Consider the following 15089-nt stretch of genomic DNA (forward strand, 5'->3'; position numbering starts at 1 on the left):
CAACCACATGTGCGGCGTCCTTGAGACTTCCGCGCCAGATCAACACGCCGGATCTAACGACCCGGGAGTCGAATGGTGACGACGAGCCCGCCGCCATCACGTGGCGCGGCGGTCACGTTGCCACCGTGTGCCTGCACGACCGCTCGCACGATCGACAGCCCCAGACCCGCTCCCTTGGCTGAGTCCACGCGGTCGGCGTGGAGCCTCCTGAACGGCTCGAAAAGGCTGTTGACCTCGTACGCCGGGACATGTTGCCCCGTGTTGGCCACCTGAACAACCAAGGCACCGTCCGACATTCCCGTTCTGATCCAGACTTTTCCGTCGGAGGGCAGGTTGTACTTGACCGCGTTCTCCAGCAGGTTGCTCACCGAACGCTCCAGAAGCACCGGATCGCCCTGCGTGCCGGCGTTGTGGAGGTCCGTGATGACTGTCACACCGTGCTCGCCGGCGAACGGCGCCAGCTGCTCGACGGCTGTGTGGGCGACGTCCTGGATGTCGACGGGCTTGCGTACGGCCAGCTCGCGTTCGCTACGGGCGAGCAGGAGCAGGCCCTCGATGAGCTTCTCGTTGCGGGCGTTGACCTCCAGGAGCGTACGGCCCAGCGCCTTGAGATCCTCTGAGGCCTCGGGATCGCCCAGGGCGATCTCCAGGACCGTCCTGTTGATCGTGAGGGGCGTACGGAGCTCGTGAGAGGCGTTGGCGACGAAACGGCGCTGGGAGTCGAAGGCCAGGTTGAGGCGGGTGAGCATGGCGTCGAAGGTGTCGGCGAGTTCTTTGAGCTCGTCGGGGGGGCCTTTGAGGTCGATGCGCTGGTGGGCGAGGTTGCTTTCCGAGAGCTTGCGGGCGGTGGAGGTCATCTGGGCGACCGGCTTGAGCGCCCTGTCGGCCACCAGGTAGCCCATGACGAGCGCGAGGATGCCGACGCCGAGCAGCACCAGGATCGACTGCCTGACGAGAGTGTCGAGCACCTCGTTGATCTCCGCGGTGCGCAGAAGCAGGACCTGGCCGTCGAGGTCCGCCTTGAGGGCAGCGGCCCAGTCGGGCAGCTTGAGCCGATAGTCGAAGCCGGTGTAGAGCACGGCCCGGACGATGAAGTACATCACCACGAGCAACAGCGCCCCGGCCGCGAAGAAGACCGCGCCGTAGGTGAGCGTGAGCTTCCACCGGATGCTCAGGCCGACCTCGCGCAACTCGCGCATGCGGCCGCCGGGCGCCTTCTGGTCGGCGAACAGCGGTGGTGGCCCGTCCCAGGCCGGGGGGCCGCTTGGGGGCGGGGGCTGGGTGCGCCCGCCGATCGTCAGTTCCTCCGCCCGCCCCGTGTGCGGGCTGATCATCGGATGCGTCGGCTCCGCCCGACGTTCTGGCCGTTCGGTCACAATTTGTACCCAACCCCCGGAACCGTCTCGATCACCTGCGGCTCACCCAGCTTCTTGCGCAGCGTCATCATGGTGACGCGCACGACGTTGGTGAACGGGTCGATGTTCTCGTCCCATGCCTTGTCCAGCAGGTCCTCCTGGCTGACCACAGCGCCCTCCGCGCGCATGAGCTCCTCCAGCACCGCGAACTCCTTCTTGGTGAGGACGATCTCCTTGCCGTCGCGCTCGACGAGCCGCTTGCCCGGGTCGAGGCGGATGCCGCCGCGCTCCAGGACCGGCGGCAGCGCCGGGGCCGAGCGGCGTCCGAGCGCCCGCACGCGGGCGACGAGCTCGATGAAGACGAAGGGCTTGGCCAGGTAGTCGTCGGCCCCGAGGCCGAGTCCCTCGACCTTGTCGTCGACGTCCCCCGCGGCGGTCAGCATCAGGATGCGCGTGGCCGAGCGCTGCTCGACCAGCCTGCGCGCGACCTCGTCGCCGTGCACGACCGGCAGGTCGCGGTCGAGCACGATGACGTCGTAGTCGATGTAGGAGGTCTTCTCCAGTGCCGAGCCGCCGTCGTAGGCGACGTCGACCGCCATCGCCTCACGCCGCAGCCCGGTCGCGATCGCGTCGGCGAGCACTCGCTCGTCCTCGACCACCAGCACCCGCACGGTTCACTCCTCAAGTTGACACATCATTGTGGACGCAACGCCGATAAGCGCACGGTAAGGCATGTACGGCCGCGCGGTGACGCACGGCACACTCACTTCGAGGTTTCAGCTGTCGCCCGGTGGGGGTACACCCAACCGAACATGCCAGAACCCCCCGAGAGAAGGTGAGATGGGCGAGTTCACGAGCACGATCGAACACCGTCTCGACCAGGCCTACAAAGGTCTCACCGAAGCGAGGTCAGCCGGTGACGACTACCTCGCCGAGACGCTCACCGCCGAGATCGAAGACCTTCGCCGCCTGGCCGACGATCACGGCATCCCCTTGCCGCGCAGCTGCTGACCACCCATAGACGACCAGAACGCCCGCGGGACGACGTCCTGCGGGCGTTCTCGTCGTACTGAGGGCGTCAGGAGTCCCGTTCCGGGTCCAGCGGCGCGATCAGGTCGTGCAGGGCCTCGAACAGCCCGGGAGCGGCGCAGATCGCCATCTCGGGCCCGACGGGCCTGCCGTGCATGCCGCCCACGAGGGCGCCGGCCTCGCGGGCGATGAGCCCGCCCGCGGCGTGGTCCCACGCGTTGGTGCCGCGCTCGTAGTAGGCGTCGACGCGGCCCGCGGCGACCGAGCACAGGTCCACGGCGCACGAGCCGCCCCGCCGGATGTCGCGCACGCGCGGCAGCACGTGGGCGACGACCTCGGCCTGTACGGCACGGCGGGCGGCGGAGTAGCCGAAGCCGGTCGCCACCAGGGCCTGCTCCAGCGGCACGCCGGTGGTGCAGCGCAGCCGCTCACCGCCGAGCCACGCTCCCCCGCCCAGCGAGGCGGTGAACACCTCGCCGCGCGGCACGTTGTTGACCACTCCCGCCACGATCTGCCCGTCGACCTCCACGGCGATGGAGACCGCCCAGTCCGGCAGGCCGTACAGGAAGTTGACCGTCCCGTCGATGGGGTCGACGATCCAGCGCACCGAGCCGGAGCCGGTGGCGCCCTCCTCCTCGCCGAGCACGGCGTGCCCGGCGGGGACGCGGGAGCGGATCAGCTCCTCGGAGGCCCGATCCAGCTCGGTCACCACGTCGGTGGGGCTGGACTTGGTGTCGGCCACGACGGGGCGGCCGGCGCGCTTGGCGAGCAGCATCTCGCCCGCCTCGCGCGCTATCTCCTCCGCCAGTTCGAGGTAGTTCATGCCACGCTCTCGGGTCGCTTCCATTCCTGGCCGAGCACGTGGTGGGCGAGGAAGGCCCCGACGGTTTCGTACCAGGCCACGACGTTGCCGGGCTTGAGGATCCAGTGGTTCTCGTCGGGGAAGTACAGGAACTTGGACTCCACGCCGGTCCGCTGGAGGTCCCACCACAGGCGCAGGCCTTCCCCGATCGGCACCCGGTAGTCCTTGTCGCCGTGGATGACGAGCATCGGGGTGACGATCTTGTCGAGCGCGTGGTGCGGCGACAGCTTCTCGTACAGCTCCGAGCCGGGCGTGCCGAACTCCCGCTGCCAGTACATGGAGGCGTCGGTGGTGCCGGCGAACTGGTCGAGGTTCCACAACGAGGCGTGGGTGACGATGGCCTTGTAGCGGTCGGTGTGCCCGGCCACCCAGTTGGCCATGTAGCCGCCGAAGGAGCCGCCCATCGCGGCGATGCGCTCGTCGTCGATGTCGTCGCGCGCCAGGGCGACGTCGACGATGGAGTCGAGGTCGGCCAGGGTGCGGGGTCCCCAGTCGGCCCATCCGCGGTCGATGTGGTGCTGGCCGTACCCGGTGGACATGCACGGGTCGGGCAGCAGGACGGCGTAGCCCTGGGAGGCCATGATCCACGGGTTCCAGCGCCAGGACCAGTCGTTCCAGGAGCCGATCGGCCCGCCGTGGATCCACAGCAGGAACGGCGCGGGGTTGTCGGCGGAGGCGCCCTCGGGCAGCACCAGCCAGCCCCTGATCTCCTGGCCGTCGTCGGCGGTGGCGCTGATCTCGGTGAGCGTGCCGGGCAGCTCCAGCCTGGGCGCGGGCGAGCCGAGCTCGGTGACCTCGCCGGTCGCCGGGTCGACGCGGACCGGGGTGGCGGGCATGTCGTAGCCGCTGCGCAGCGCGTACAGGGCCGAGCCGTCGGCGGAGGCGCTGAGGTGCAGGAACGCGCCCTCATCCGTCACGCGCGAGACGTCGTCCGAGCCGACCGGCACGCGGAAGATCGGGCGGCGGCCCTGGAGGTCGGCGGCGATGTAGACGGCCGAGGAGTCGGGCGCCCACTCGACGTCGTGCGGGAACAGGTCGGAGGCGTAGGTGCGGCCCTCGCCGGTGGCCAGGTCGCCGATCCACAGCTCCATGCGGGCCGAGATCTCGGTGGAGGTCTCGCGGTCGCGGATGGCGGCGACCTTGGTGCCGTCGGGCGAGATCGCGGGGGCGAAGTAGTCGAAGCCCTCCTCGCGCACCAGGACCCGGCGCTCGCCTGAGGCCACGTCGATGGCGACCAGGTGCACGCGGTTCTCGCCGCGCGGCAGGAACTCGCGCCAGGTGGTGACCACGGTGGAGCCGTCGGGCGACAGGTCGAAGGACGACTCGTGGAGCGCGTCGCCGGCGTCGGGGGTCAGCTCGCGCACGTCGTCGAGGCGGTCCTCGCCGAGCTTGCCGGCGAACAGGCGGGTGCGCGCCGGGCCCAGGTCGTGGTCCCAGTAGCGGACCGGGTAGCCCTCGTGGAGGATCGCGCTGATGCCGGCGTCCTTGCGCGCCTTGCGGCGCTCCTCCTCGGTGGACTCCTCGTCGCCGAGGACGTCGGAGGAGAAGACGACCGTCTCGCCCGCCGTACGGAAGGCTCCGATGCCGCCGGGGCGGTCGGCGACCTGGCGGGCCTCGCCGCCGTGGCCGGGCAGCTGCCAGAGCGCGGGCGCCTCGTCGCTGGAGTCCTTGACCGTGGGGTCGGGGCGGCGGGAGGTGAACAGCACGTCGCCGGCGTCGGTGAAGGCGGCGCTCGCCTCGCCCTTGGCGGAGCGGGTGAGGCGGTGCGGACGGTCGCCGTCGGCGGGGATCTCCCACAGGGCGGTGCCGTACGACTTGGTGTCGGGGTTGAGGGACTGGACGACGGCGATCAGCCGCGAGCCGTCGGGCGAGAGCCGCAGCGATGCCAGGCGTGGGATGGCCACATATTCACGAATGTCCTTGAATGCGCTCACCCGATCGAACTTACCGGCCAGCACATAGGGTTGTCGCCGTGGGTAATTATGACGCGCTGCTGGTTCTGTCGTTCGGGGGGCCGGAGGGGCCGGACGACGTCGTGCCGTTCCTGGAGAACGTCGTGCGCGGGCGCAACGTGCCGCGCGAGCGGCTGCTGGAGGTGGCCGAGCACTACCAGTCGTTCGGCGGGGTCAGCCCGATCAACGAGCAGAACCGGGCCCTGGTGTCGGCGTTGCGCGACGAGCTCGACGTGCCGGTCTACTGGGGCAACCGCAACTGGCATCCCTTCGGCGAGGAGACCGTCCTGCGCATGAAGGACGACGGGGTCGCCAGGGCGGCGGTCTTCGCCACCTCGGCCTTCGCCGGTTACTCCTCCTGCCGCCAGTACTACGAGGACATCGCCCGCATCTCGATCGAGGGTGGGCCCGAGCTGATCAAGATGCGCCACTTCGGCGACCACCCCGGCTTCGTGGAGGCGATGGCCGACCGGGTGCGGGTGGCGCTGGAGAAGATCGGCCGGCCGGCGCGGCTGGTGTTCACCGCCCACAGCATCCCCACCTCGATGGCCGCCGTCAGCCGCTACGAGGAGCAGCTGCGCCGCTCCGCCGCGCTGGTCAGCCGGGCGCTGGGCCGCACCGAGGAGTGGGACCTGGTCTGGCAGTCGCGCAGCGGGCCGCCCGAGGTGCCGTGGCTGGAGCCCGACGTGCTCGACCACCTGCGCACCCTCGACGAGCCGGTCGTGCTGGCGCCGATCGGGTTCGTCTCCGACCACATGGAGGTCGTCTACGACCTCGACACCGAGGCCAGGCAGCTCGCCGACGAGCTGAACCTGCCCATGGAGCGGGCGGCGACGGTCGGCACGCACCCGAGGTTCGTGGCGATGGTTCGCGAGCTGATGGAGGAGCCCCAGCCGGTCGCCTGCGCGCCCGGCTGCTGCCTGCCGCTCACGCGTAGTCCCGGGCGTACGCGGCCGCAAGGCTCATGACCTTGTCCACGTACGACCAGGAGTGGTTGTAGGCGTAGATCGCCTTGCGCAGGTTGCCCGGCGCGCCCGACTTGCACAGGTAGTTGGCCGCGCCGGGAACGGCGTCGTAGGGGCTCCAGATGTCCTTCTCGCCGTCGCCGTCGCCGTCGACGCCGTAGTGGGCCCAGGTGCGCGGCATGAACTGCATCGGGCCGAGCGCGCCCGCGCTCGACGGGCCGTTGTTGCGGCCGTGCGAGCTCTCCACCTGGCCGATGGCGGCCAGGACCGTCCACGACAGGCCGGGGCAGTGGGTGGCGGCGGCCTGGTAGAGATCCAGGTAGCTGCCGGGCCTGCCCACGTCGACCTGCTTGGCCCGCGGCTGCGCGGCGCCCAGCGGGACGACCTGGGCGGTGCCGCCCAGGACCTTGCTCACGTCCGCGGCGTCGATGCGGCCCTCCTTGCCGTGCAGCAGCACGACCACGTCGTCGGCCAGGCCCATCGCCCGGCCGGCCTCGGTGCTGACGACGCCGTCGATGCCCTTGAGCCCGAGCGGCGCTCCGGCGGCCACGCGCAGCCTCGGGCCGCCGTCGACCTGGTAGGCCGCGCCGGGGATGAGCCCGTAGCGGCGGGTGGCCGAGCTGTCGGCGACCAGTTCGCCGCGCATGAGGGCGCTCCACACCGCGGGCTCGTCGGCGACGGCCTGCGGGGTCCAGGAGCGGAAGGCCGCGGGGTCCACGGCGAGCAGGTTGAGCCCGGCCCCCGAGATCGTGATCATCCCGGCGTCGGCCGCCATGACCTTCTGCACGCCCTTGACCGCCGCGAGCCGGTGGCGCACGCCGGAGGGAACGGCGGCGGAGGCGATGGCCAGCACGCGCGGAGGGGTCGGGGTGATGCCGGGGCCGCCGCGGCCGAACTCCTTGACGGGTTCCCTGACCGACTGGGCGTCGGGCACCAGCCGGTCCAGCCGGTCGGGTACGGCACGCGCCGCCGCGGGGGCGGGCTCGGGCTCCTGCCAGGGCAGGCCCAGTTCCCGCAGGCCGAGGGCGGCTCCGAAGCCGGTCAGCACGATCGCCGCGGCCAGGACCAGGACGATCGGGCGCAGCGGTGACGGAGCGGACACCGGGCGAGCCTAATACAAGGTTTCGATTTCCTGGGACTTTCCGGGCGAACCTTAAGACCTCCGGAACGATCCGCTAGGTTCTTGTGAACCCTCGCAACATCCGTCACACCGGAAAGTTTTCTTATGTCCCGACAAATCACTTCACTTCTAGCGATCGCAGCTGTTGCCGTCTCACTGGCCACTCCTGCCTCCGCTACGGCGAAGGAAGAGGTCGACTGCACCCAGGTCAAGTGCATCGCGCTGACCTTCGACGACGGGCCGAGCAAGTACGCCGGTCAGCTGCTGGACACCCTGAAGAAGGAGAAGGTCAAGGCGACCTTCTTCCTCGAGGGCCAGTACGTGAAGTCGCGTCCCGCCTTCGCCAAGCGCATGGCCGATGAGGGCCACGAGCTCGGCAACCACAGCTACAAGCATCCCAACTTCACGGAACTCGAATCGTGGGCCATTCGATCCGAGATCCAGAAGACCCAGGACGTCATCAAGGCGGCGACCGGTGTCGAGCCCAAGCTGCTGCGCCCGCCGTACGGTCTGACCAGCATCACCAGCTCCGAGATCGCCGGCGAGTTCGGCATGCCGCAGATCCTGTGGACCGCCGGCTCCAAGGACTGGTCGAGCAAGAACGAGGAGGCCATCAAGGCCCAGGTCCTCGAGGTGGCCGAGGCCAACGGCATCATCCTGATGCACGACTGGGTGAAGCAGACGGTCGACGTGATGCCCAAGATCATCACGTTGCTCAAGAAGCGCGGCTACACGCTGGTGACGGTCTCCGAGGTCATCAAGCAGTACGACATCCAGCCGGGAGACACCTTCCCGCTTCCCGACGGCTGGGAGAGATGAGTATCGTTCACATTTAGTGGACCAATGCTCCGGAGGGGTGCTCACCATGGTTTTCGTCAACTGGGCCGGTAACCAGTCGGGCGCCCCCGCCGAAGTCCGCACGCCGTCCTCCGTCGACGACGTCGTGCGCGCCGTCCAGGACGCGGCCCGTGAGGGCCGTCGCGTCCGCATGGTCGGAACGGGCCACTCCTTCACGGGAGTGGCCCTCACCGACGGAATCCTGCTGCGCCCGGGCGCGCTCAGCGGCATCCTGTCGGCGGACGACGACCGCGTCACCGTCGCGGCCGGCACCCCGCTGTGGCGCCTCAACGAGGAACTCGACCGGCGCGGCCTGGCCCTGGCCAACATGGGCGACATCACCGCGCAGACCCTCGCCGGCGCCATCCAGACCGGCACCCACGGCACCGGACGCGACACCGGCGGCCTGGCCGACCAGGTGCTGGAACTGGAACTGGTGCTCGCCGACGGCACCGTGACCACCGTCAAGCCCGGCGACGACCTGTTCGACGCCGCCCGCGTCGGCCTGGGCGCCCTCGGCGTGCTGACCTCGATCACCTTCCGCGTCGAGCCCGCCTTCCTGCTGGAGAACGTGCGGCGGGTGATGTCGCTGACCGACATCCTCGGCTCGCTCGACTCCCTCACCGCCGCCAACGAGCACCTCGACTTCTTCTGGCTGCCGCACACCGACGCGTGCCTGGTCAAGACCAACAACCGGCACCCGGGACCGGCCAGCCCGCCCAGCGCGTTCAAGTACTGGCTCGACAACGTCTTCCTGGAGAACAAGCTGTTCGGCGCCGCCTGCGCGCTGGGCGCCAGGTTCCCCGGGCTCATCCCCGGTATCAACGCCGTCAGCGCCAAGGCCCTGGGCGACTCCTCGTCGGTCAACACCTCGTACAAGATCTTCAACTCGGTGCGCGACGTGCGCTTCCTGGAGATGGAGTACGCCGTCCCCCGCGAGCACCTGGCCCAGGCGCTGCGCGAGACCCGCGACCTGATCGACCGCACGGGGTGGAAGATCACCTTCCCGGTGGAGGTGCGGGTGACGCCCCCCAGCGACGCGTGGCTCTCGACGGCGTACGGCAGGCCGTCGGCCTACATCGCCTGCCACATCTACCGGCCGACCCCGAACCCCGCCTACTTCGAGGGCGTCGAGGAGATCATGACCAGGCTCGGCGGGCGGCCGCACTGGGGCAAACTGCACACCCGCGACGCCTCCTACCTGGCCAAGGCCTACCCCCGGTTCGGCGACTTCGTCGCCCTGCGCGACCGCCTCGACCCGCGGCGCCTGTTCACCAACCCCTACCTCGACTCCGTGCTCGGCTGAGCCTGGTCCTGCGGGTCGGGCGCGGGGGTCTCGTCCGTCTCGCCCGACTCCTCCACCGGGTCCGGCGTCGGCTCCGTGCCCGGGATCTGACCCGTGGAAGTGGCCGACGGCGTGGGCTGCGCCGTACGGCTCGGCTCGGGTTCGGGGTCGTCCGTGGCGCTCTCGTCGGGCGTCTGTGCGGGCGTGGGCGAGCGCGACGGCTCCACGTCCGTCGAGGGACGCTCCGACGGCTTCTCGCTGCGCTCCTCGTGCACGGGCGCCTTGTGCTCCTGGGCGGGCCCGGGGTTCTGGTTCTTCACGATCTCGGGGACGGTACGGCCCGCGGCAGCCTGGATGGCCAGGATGCCCACGACGCTGATCGCGAAGATCAGCGCGGCGGCGAAGCCGAGCTTCAGCCACGGCAGCGGCCTGCGCGCGGTCACCGGCGCCATCACGAGCGTGTCGCCGCCCGGGTTGCCGCTCGCGTCGGCCGCCTCCGGCTCGCGCACCGTCGCGTGCACCGCGGTGGCCAGCTCGCCCTGGCCCTCCTCGCGCACGGGCGGCTCGTCCTCGCGCCGCCGCCAGGCGACCACCGTGTGCTCCTTGACCTTCTGGCCCGTGCGTTTCAGGTAGTGGGTGTAGACGGCTCCGCCGATCGTGCTGGCGACACTGGCCACCGCCGCCCCGATGAACGTCCCTGCCACGCCCAGGTACGAAGCGGCCACCGCCGCGGTCACCGCCGCCAGTGCACCCCCTGCGATCTGCGGCACGCTCAGCTCGAACTTGGGCTGCTCGCCGCCCATCCCCGAATCAGTCCCTTCCTCAGGTAAAGACCTTCCTCGTGAATAGACGCGACCGCGTGTCCTGTTGTTCCTGTGACCTGCGTGACAGGCAGATTCTCGGCTCGTGCCCCGCCCACTGACACACAACCCCGTCACCTCTTGCCCGAAGTCCCCCGCGACCGGGGATTCGATTCGTCAGAATCCGACGAGGACCCCTAACGTCCTGCCGCACGGCGCCGAGGCCTGAATCCGGATGGAATGGATAAATGTGACCGGCGTCACATCCCCTGGGAGCTATCCCAGGAAGGCGATGTTCGGACATGCCGGGTACGGTGCTGGCAGGCAACCGGCAACCGCGAGAGACTCAAGGGTCCGGGGGAAGATTGAGCAAGACGCTGACGAAAGGACTCGCATGCAGGAGCTCCGACTCGTCGCGGTGAGCGAGGACGGCACCTACCTGGTCCTGGCGACGGCCGGGCGGGGTACCCGTTTCACGCTGCCCGTCGACGACCGGCTCCGTGCTGCCGTCCGCGGAAACTTCTCCCGTCTCGGCCAGTACGAGATCGAAGTGGAGAGTCCGTTGCGCCCCAAGGAGATCCAGGCCCGCATACGAGCCGGAGAGACCGCCGAGGAGATCGCCGCGACCGCCGGCATCCCGGTCGAGCGGGTCCGCTGGTTCGAGGGTCCAGTGCTCCAGGAAAGGGAGTACGTCGCCCAGCAGGCGCAGCGCGTCGCCGTCCGACTGCCAGGCGAGTCCGCCCCAGGCCCCACCCTCGGCGAACTCGTCGCCGAACGGCTCACCCGTCGCGGGGTGCCCGCCGAGGAGATCGACTGGGACTCCGCCAAGCGCGACGACGGCCTGTGGCGGGTCAAGCTCGGCTACGTCTGGAACGGTCACACGCGCCACGCCGAATGGCTGTTCGACCCCCGCAAGCGCCACGTCACGCCACACGACGAGGAGTCGATGCGGCTGTCGCAGGCCGACTTCGACCCCAACCCGCCCGTCGAAGACACCACCGTCACCCCGTTCTCTCCCCGGATCGGCAAACTGCAGCCGGTGCCGTCGCTCAACAGCGACCCGGTGCCGTTCCCGTCCGTCGTACGGCGGGAGCCGCCGGAGGAGCCCGCCGTGGGCTACCCCCGGCCGATCGCGGGAGCACCTGAGCCCGGCCACACCTGGCCCCCGACCGAGCGGCCCGCCGAAACCGGGTACGCCAGGCCCACGGGCGAGCGGCCCGGCGAGATCGGCTACGGCCGGCCCGCCGACAGCGGCTTCTCCCGCCTTGCCGGCGACACCGGCTACAGCCACCCGGCCGACACGCGTCCCGCGGACTCCGGCTACGGGAGGCTCGCCGACTCCGGCGGCCAGCCCGCCGAGCCCACCCGGCCCGCCGAGCCCAGGCGCGAGCCTGCGCCGTGGCTGCCCGACTTCGGACCCGCCCGCACCGACCGACCGGCCGCCAAGGACAGCGAGCCGGAGGTGTACGAGCTGACGACGCCGCTGGAGGCACTGGTCGACCAGGTCCCGGTCCGCACCCCCGCCCCTGCCGCCCCTGCCGCCCCGCAGCCGACGCCGGTCGCCGAGCCGGTGGAGGCCAGGGCGACGGAGGAGGCCGCTACTCGGCCCGCCGAGCCGACCGAGGCCAGAGCGGCCGAGCCCGTCGCGGCGCACCCTGCCGCGCCGGTCGAGCCCAGGGCGGCCGAGCCGGCCGAGGTGAGGGTCGCCGAAGTCGAGGCCGCTGCCAGGCCCGCCGAGCCCGTCGAGCGGATGGAGCCCGCCGCTCAGGCGCAGCCCACCGCGCAGGTGCAGCCCACCGCTCAGGCGCAGCCCACCGCGCAGGTCGAGCCTGCCGCTCAGGTCGAGCCTGGCGCTCAGGTGGAGCCCGCCGCTGTGACCAAGCCTGCCGAGCCGACGCCCGCTCCCGTGGAGCCGGTCGCCGCGCCTGTCGCGGTCTCCGCGCCCGTGGAGGCGGAGCGTGCTCCCGTCGAGGCTCCCGCAGTGCCCGTCTCGCAGTCGGTCGCACCCGCCACGACGCCGGTCGTCCAGGCCGTCGTGCCCGAGCCCGCACCGGCCGCCGCCGAGACCGTCGTCACTGAGCGCGTCGTCGCCGAGAGCGTCTCCACCGAGCCCGCTGCCACGGCCGCGCCCGCCCCGGCGACGACCGAGGCGCCGCGCGTGGAGGCCGCCGAGCCCGCTGCCCAAGCCCTCGTGGCCGAGCAGCCCACGGCCGCGCAGCCCACGGCCGAGGCACCCACAGCCGCGGTAACCCCGGCCGAGGCACCCAAGGCCGAAGCCCCCGCGGCCGAAGCCGTCGCCGAGGTCGCGGTGGAGCGTGCGATCGAGGCCGCCAAGCCGGCCCCGGTCGCCGCCGAGCCCGCTGTGGCCGCTGGGGCCGCTGTGGCCGCTCCTGCCGCCGAGGTCGTCGTTGAGGCGGCCCCCGTGGTCGAGGCGCCCGCGGTCCAGGCGCCCGAGCCCGAGCCCGAGGCGCCCACCCAGAGCGCCGCTCCCCTGCCCGTCACCGAGTCCAAGCCCGAGCCGGTCGCAGTGCCGGTCGCCGAGTCCCCCGCGGCAACGGAGAACACCGAACCCGCAGAGGCCAAGGAGACCGCCGTGGCAGCCGCCGCATCCCAGCCCGCAGAACCGGAGGCGCCCGAGCAGCCCGCGGAACCACCGGCCGCCGCGAAGCCCGCCAAGCCCGCTCAGGAGCCGCCTGCCGTACCAGCGGCCAGGGAGGGCGACGGCGACAAGCAGGCGCCGGTCGCTTCGCCGCCTCCGGCGCCCGCGGCCAGGCAGCCGAAGAAGAACGCCAGGGGCCGCCGGGCGTCGGTGCCGAGCTGGGACGAGATCATGTTCGGCGCCCGCCGCCAGGACTGACACGACAGACACGACAGTGAGGGCGGGCCCCGGGCATGGGGCCCGCCCTCAGTCGTTCACGAGGAAGGGCGCCACCCACTCGGGCGTCACCGTCCGCGTGAACGCCACCGCTTGTTCGCGCGACACGTCCACGGCGTGGTAGCCCCCGCGCCCCGCCCCCACCCCGGCGATGACGGTGAGCACTCCGGAGCGCCGCTGGAAGACCGTCTGCCGCAGCCGCCAGCCCACGACGGCCCGTCGTTCGACGACCGCCTGGGAGCGCCGCAGCGACCCCGAGCGGACCGACAGCCGCGCCCCGTCGTACCCGTGCCCGAGTGACCGGTAGCGGTCGAGCCCGAGCGGCACCCCGAGCCCGGCCAGGGCGAGCGAGGCCAGGACGAGACCGGGCCACGCGGGCGGGGCGAGCACGGCCCAGGCGAGGGCGAGGGCCAGCCAGGGGGCGACGGCGCGGAAGAGCCGCCGCTGCCGGGCGACGGGCGGGTGGGCGATGAGCGGTCCGGTGTACGGTCCGACGGCTCGCGCGGTGAGGTCGGCGGCGACGGCGCGCGGCACGTCGGGCAGCAGTTGCCCGCGCGTCTGAGAGTCCCCCAGCCCGGTGACGATGGCCCAGACGCGCACCACGCCCGCCCAGCGTTCCGCGAGCGCGTCGACGCTCTCGTAGCCGCGTACGCGGGCGCTCTCCAGGGAGACGCTGCGCCGGGTGAGCAGCCCGCGTTCGGCGACGAGGTGACCTTCGCGGCTGCGGAGGGTGAAGTCCCAGGCGAACAGGGCGTACATGATGCCGCCCGCGATCGGCATGAGCACGACCAGGACGAGGATGGCCAGGATGAGCAGGTCGGGGTGGTTGACCAGTTCGCGTCCGGCGCGCAGCGCCTGGCGGCCCAGGCCGAGTTCCTCGCCGATCTGGAAGGCCAGGCCGATGGCGCCTCCCGCGAGGGCGAAGGGGGTGAGGAGGTAGGCGCCGGACAGCGGGCCGTACAGGAGCCAGCGCCTGGGCAGCTTGAACAGCACGTCCTGGGCCTGGGCGGGTGCGGCGTGCTGCTGGCGCAGCAGGACGGCCTTGAGCCGCTCGGCCTCGGCGAGGGTGACGCCGTTGAGCTCGCCTTCCTGGCCGGTGGCGCCGGTGTCGATCTTCAGGACGGCCAGGCCGAAGATGCGCAGCAGGGGCGGTGAGGCGATGTCGACGCCGCGGATGCGTTCGAGGGGGATGGTCTTGACCGAGCGGCTGATGAGCGAGCGGCGCAGTTCCAGCCGGTCGCCCACGATCGCGTAGGTGAAGGTGAGCCAGCGCACGACGGCGAAGACCACGCCGCCGCCGAGCCCGGCGGCGGCCCACCCGTAGGAGACGGGTGAGAATCCGCCCGCGAACAGCACGCCGAGCAGGGGCAGCAGGAGCGAGGGCACCATCCTGACCGGGTCGATCAGCAGCACCTTGGGGCTGAGCCGCGCCGCCGTACCCGCTGTCATGTGGCGTCGTCCCTGAGTTCCTCGGCGCGGCGGGCCAGGAGTTCGGCCAGTTCGGCCGCCGTGCCGTACGCCAGGCCGTTGATCCGTGAGGAGCCCGCGTGGGAGGCGGTGCGGATCTCGAGGGTGGCCAGGTCGAGCAGGCGCTCGAACCAGCCCTGCGACTTGTCGACGGTCTGGATGCGGCTGACGGGCACGAAGACCCATTCGCGGGTGAGGAAGCCCGAGCGCGCGTAGACGACGTCTCCTGACAGCTCCCAGCGGTGGACGGCGTAGCGCACGAAGGGCTCGGCCGCGAGCGCCGGCAGGCACAGGGCGATCACCACGACGGGGACGATCCACCAGGATTCGTCCATCCAGTCCGGCACCCAGCCCCACCGGCTGGTCCCGATCCAGCGTGCGATGAAGTACGAGCCGGCGGCCAGGACCACGAAGGCGGCCAGTGAGTGAAGCAGCCACAACAGCCGGGCCTTCGGGGAGACGCGCTGCGCAGGCTCACGGATTCTCACGCAATCACCCTAAATCGACCGCGATTGGGTCGCTCCCTTTGCCGTAGGCCCGTT

At 71.3% G+C, this 15089-nt stretch carries 13 protein-coding genes; 5 read left to right on the top strand and 8 right to left on the bottom strand.

The genetic code is table 11. The annotated features are described in order from the left end of the window. Positions 1 to 53: 53 nt before the first annotated feature. Positions 54 to 1334: a sensor histidine kinase gene (locus ACIBH1_RS29230; RefSeq protein WP_397317160.1), complete on the bottom strand. Its 1281-nt coding sequence runs from the start codon at positions 1332 to 1334 to the stop codon at positions 54 to 56. A gap of 38 nt (positions 1335 to 1372) precedes the next feature. Beyond that, positions 1373 to 2026, bottom strand: a complete 654-nt coding sequence (locus tag ACIBH1_RS29235) for a response regulator transcription factor (RefSeq protein WP_181613176.1) — start codon at positions 2024 to 2026, stop codon at positions 1373 to 1375. 169 nt (positions 2027 to 2195) lie between these two features. Here ACIBH1_RS29235 and ACIBH1_RS29240 point away from each other — a divergent pair, with 169 nt between their 5' ends. After that, positions 2196 to 2366: a hypothetical protein gene (locus tag ACIBH1_RS29240; protein WP_397317161.1), complete on the top strand. Its 171-nt coding sequence runs from the start codon at positions 2196 to 2198 to the stop codon at positions 2364 to 2366. Positions 2367 to 2433: 67 nt separating this feature from the next. On the opposite strand, the gene ACIBH1_RS29245 is transcribed toward ACIBH1_RS29240, so the two are convergent. Continuing rightward, a complete protein-coding gene (locus ACIBH1_RS29245) occupies positions 2434 to 3207 on the bottom strand; it encodes an inositol monophosphatase family protein (protein ID WP_397317162.1) in 774 nt (257 codons plus the stop codon). Then, positions 3204 to 5180 (bottom strand): S9 family peptidase, encoded by a 1977-nt coding sequence (locus ACIBH1_RS29250; protein ID WP_397317163.1) that lies wholly within the window; start codon positions 5178 to 5180, stop codon positions 3204 to 3206. The genes ACIBH1_RS29245 and ACIBH1_RS29250 overlap by 4 nt, the downstream gene beginning before the upstream one ends. Positions 5181 to 5218: 38 nt before the next feature. On the opposite strand from ACIBH1_RS29250, the gene ACIBH1_RS29255 reads away from it, so the two are divergent. After that, on the top strand, positions 5219 to 6166 hold the full coding sequence (locus ACIBH1_RS29255; protein ID WP_397317164.1) for a ferrochelatase: 948 nt from the start codon (positions 5219 to 5221) through the stop codon (positions 6164 to 6166). On the opposite strand, the gene ACIBH1_RS29260 is transcribed toward ACIBH1_RS29255, so the two are convergent. Then, the gene (locus ACIBH1_RS29260; protein ID WP_397317165.1) at positions 6126 to 7265 is read right to left on the bottom strand and encodes a lytic transglycosylase domain-containing protein; all 1140 of its coding nucleotides are present in this window, start codon (positions 7263 to 7265) and stop codon (positions 6126 to 6128) included. The two genes, ACIBH1_RS29255 and ACIBH1_RS29260, sit on opposite strands and share 41 nt — an antisense overlap. A gap of 123 nt (positions 7266 to 7388) precedes the next feature. Here ACIBH1_RS29260 and ACIBH1_RS29265 point away from each other — a divergent pair, with 123 nt between their 5' ends. Both ACIBH1_RS29265 and ACIBH1_RS29270 read left to right on the top strand, forming a co-directional pair. Next, the gene (locus tag ACIBH1_RS29265; protein ID WP_397317166.1) at positions 7389 to 8102 is read left to right on the top strand and encodes a polysaccharide deacetylase family protein; all 714 of its coding nucleotides are present in this window, start codon (positions 7389 to 7391) and stop codon (positions 8100 to 8102) included. 46 nt (positions 8103 to 8148) lie between these two features. After that, complete coding sequence (locus ACIBH1_RS29270; RefSeq protein ID WP_397317167.1) at positions 8149 to 9426, top strand: D-arabinono-1,4-lactone oxidase; 1278 nt, start codon at positions 8149 to 8151, stop codon at positions 9424 to 9426. Here the strand turns inward: ACIBH1_RS29270 and ACIBH1_RS29275 are convergent. Further along, positions 9402 to 10208 carry a hypothetical protein gene (locus tag ACIBH1_RS29275; protein ID WP_397317169.1) on the bottom strand — a complete coding sequence of 269 codons (807 nt, stop codon included), beginning with the start codon at positions 10206 to 10208 and terminating at the stop codon, positions 9402 to 9404. The genes ACIBH1_RS29270 and ACIBH1_RS29275 overlap by 25 nt on opposite strands. 391 nt (positions 10209 to 10599) lie before the next feature. Between ACIBH1_RS29275 and sepH the strand changes: the two genes are divergently transcribed. After that, complete coding sequence (sepH, locus tag ACIBH1_RS29280; RefSeq protein WP_397317170.1) at positions 10600 to 13062, top strand: septation protein SepH; 2463 nt, start codon at positions 10600 to 10602, stop codon at positions 13060 to 13062. A 48-nt stretch (positions 13063 to 13110) separates the two neighbouring features. On the opposite strand, the gene ACIBH1_RS29285 is transcribed toward sepH, so the two are convergent. Together ACIBH1_RS29285 and ACIBH1_RS29290 are read right to left on the bottom strand one after the other, a co-directional pair. Then, on the bottom strand, positions 13111 to 14529 hold the full coding sequence (locus ACIBH1_RS29285) for a PH domain-containing protein (RefSeq protein WP_397317171.1): 1419 nt from the start codon (positions 14527 to 14529) through the stop codon (positions 13111 to 13113). Further along, positions 14526 to 15035 carry a PH domain-containing protein gene (locus tag ACIBH1_RS29290; protein ID WP_397317172.1) on the bottom strand — a complete coding sequence of 170 codons (510 nt, stop codon included), beginning with the start codon at positions 15033 to 15035 and terminating at the stop codon, positions 14526 to 14528. Before ACIBH1_RS29290 ends, ACIBH1_RS29285 begins: the two co-directional genes overlap by 4 nt. Positions 15036 to 15089: the final 54 nt, after the last annotated feature.

This window comes from Nonomuraea sp. NPDC050663, assembly GCF_044456985.1.
GTDB lineage: Bacteria > Actinomycetota > Actinomycetes > Streptosporangiales > Streptosporangiaceae > Nonomuraea.

Excerpts from the sequence above, each read along its gene's own strand:
- ACIBH1_RS29230 (WP_397317160.1), bottom strand. The coding sequence starts at position 1,334 with ATGATCAGCCCGCACACGGGGCGGGCGGAGGAACTGACGATCGGCGGG.
- ACIBH1_RS29240 (WP_397317161.1), top strand. The coding sequence starts at position 2,196 with ATGGGCGAGTTCACGAGCACGATCGAACACCGTCTCGACCAGGCCTAC.
- ACIBH1_RS29245 (WP_397317162.1), bottom strand. The coding sequence starts at position 3,207 with ATGAACTACCTCGAACTGGCGGAGGAGATAGCGCGCGAGGCGGGCGAG.
- ACIBH1_RS29265 (WP_397317166.1), top strand. The coding sequence starts at position 7,389 with ATGTCCCGACAAATCACTTCACTTCTAGCGATCGCAGCTGTTGCCGTC.
- ACIBH1_RS29270 (WP_397317167.1), top strand. The coding sequence starts at position 8,149 with ATGGTTTTCGTCAACTGGGCCGGTAACCAGTCGGGCGCCCCCGCCGAA.
- ACIBH1_RS29275 (WP_397317169.1), bottom strand. The coding sequence starts at position 10,208 with ATGGGCGGCGAGCAGCCCAAGTTCGAGCTGAGCGTGCCGCAGATCGCA.
- sepH (WP_397317170.1), top strand. The coding sequence starts at position 10,600 with ATGCAGGAGCTCCGACTCGTCGCGGTGAGCGAGGACGGCACCTACCTG.
- ACIBH1_RS29285 (WP_397317171.1), bottom strand. The coding sequence starts at position 14,529 with ATGACAGCGGGTACGGCGGCGCGGCTCAGCCCCAAGGTGCTGCTGATC.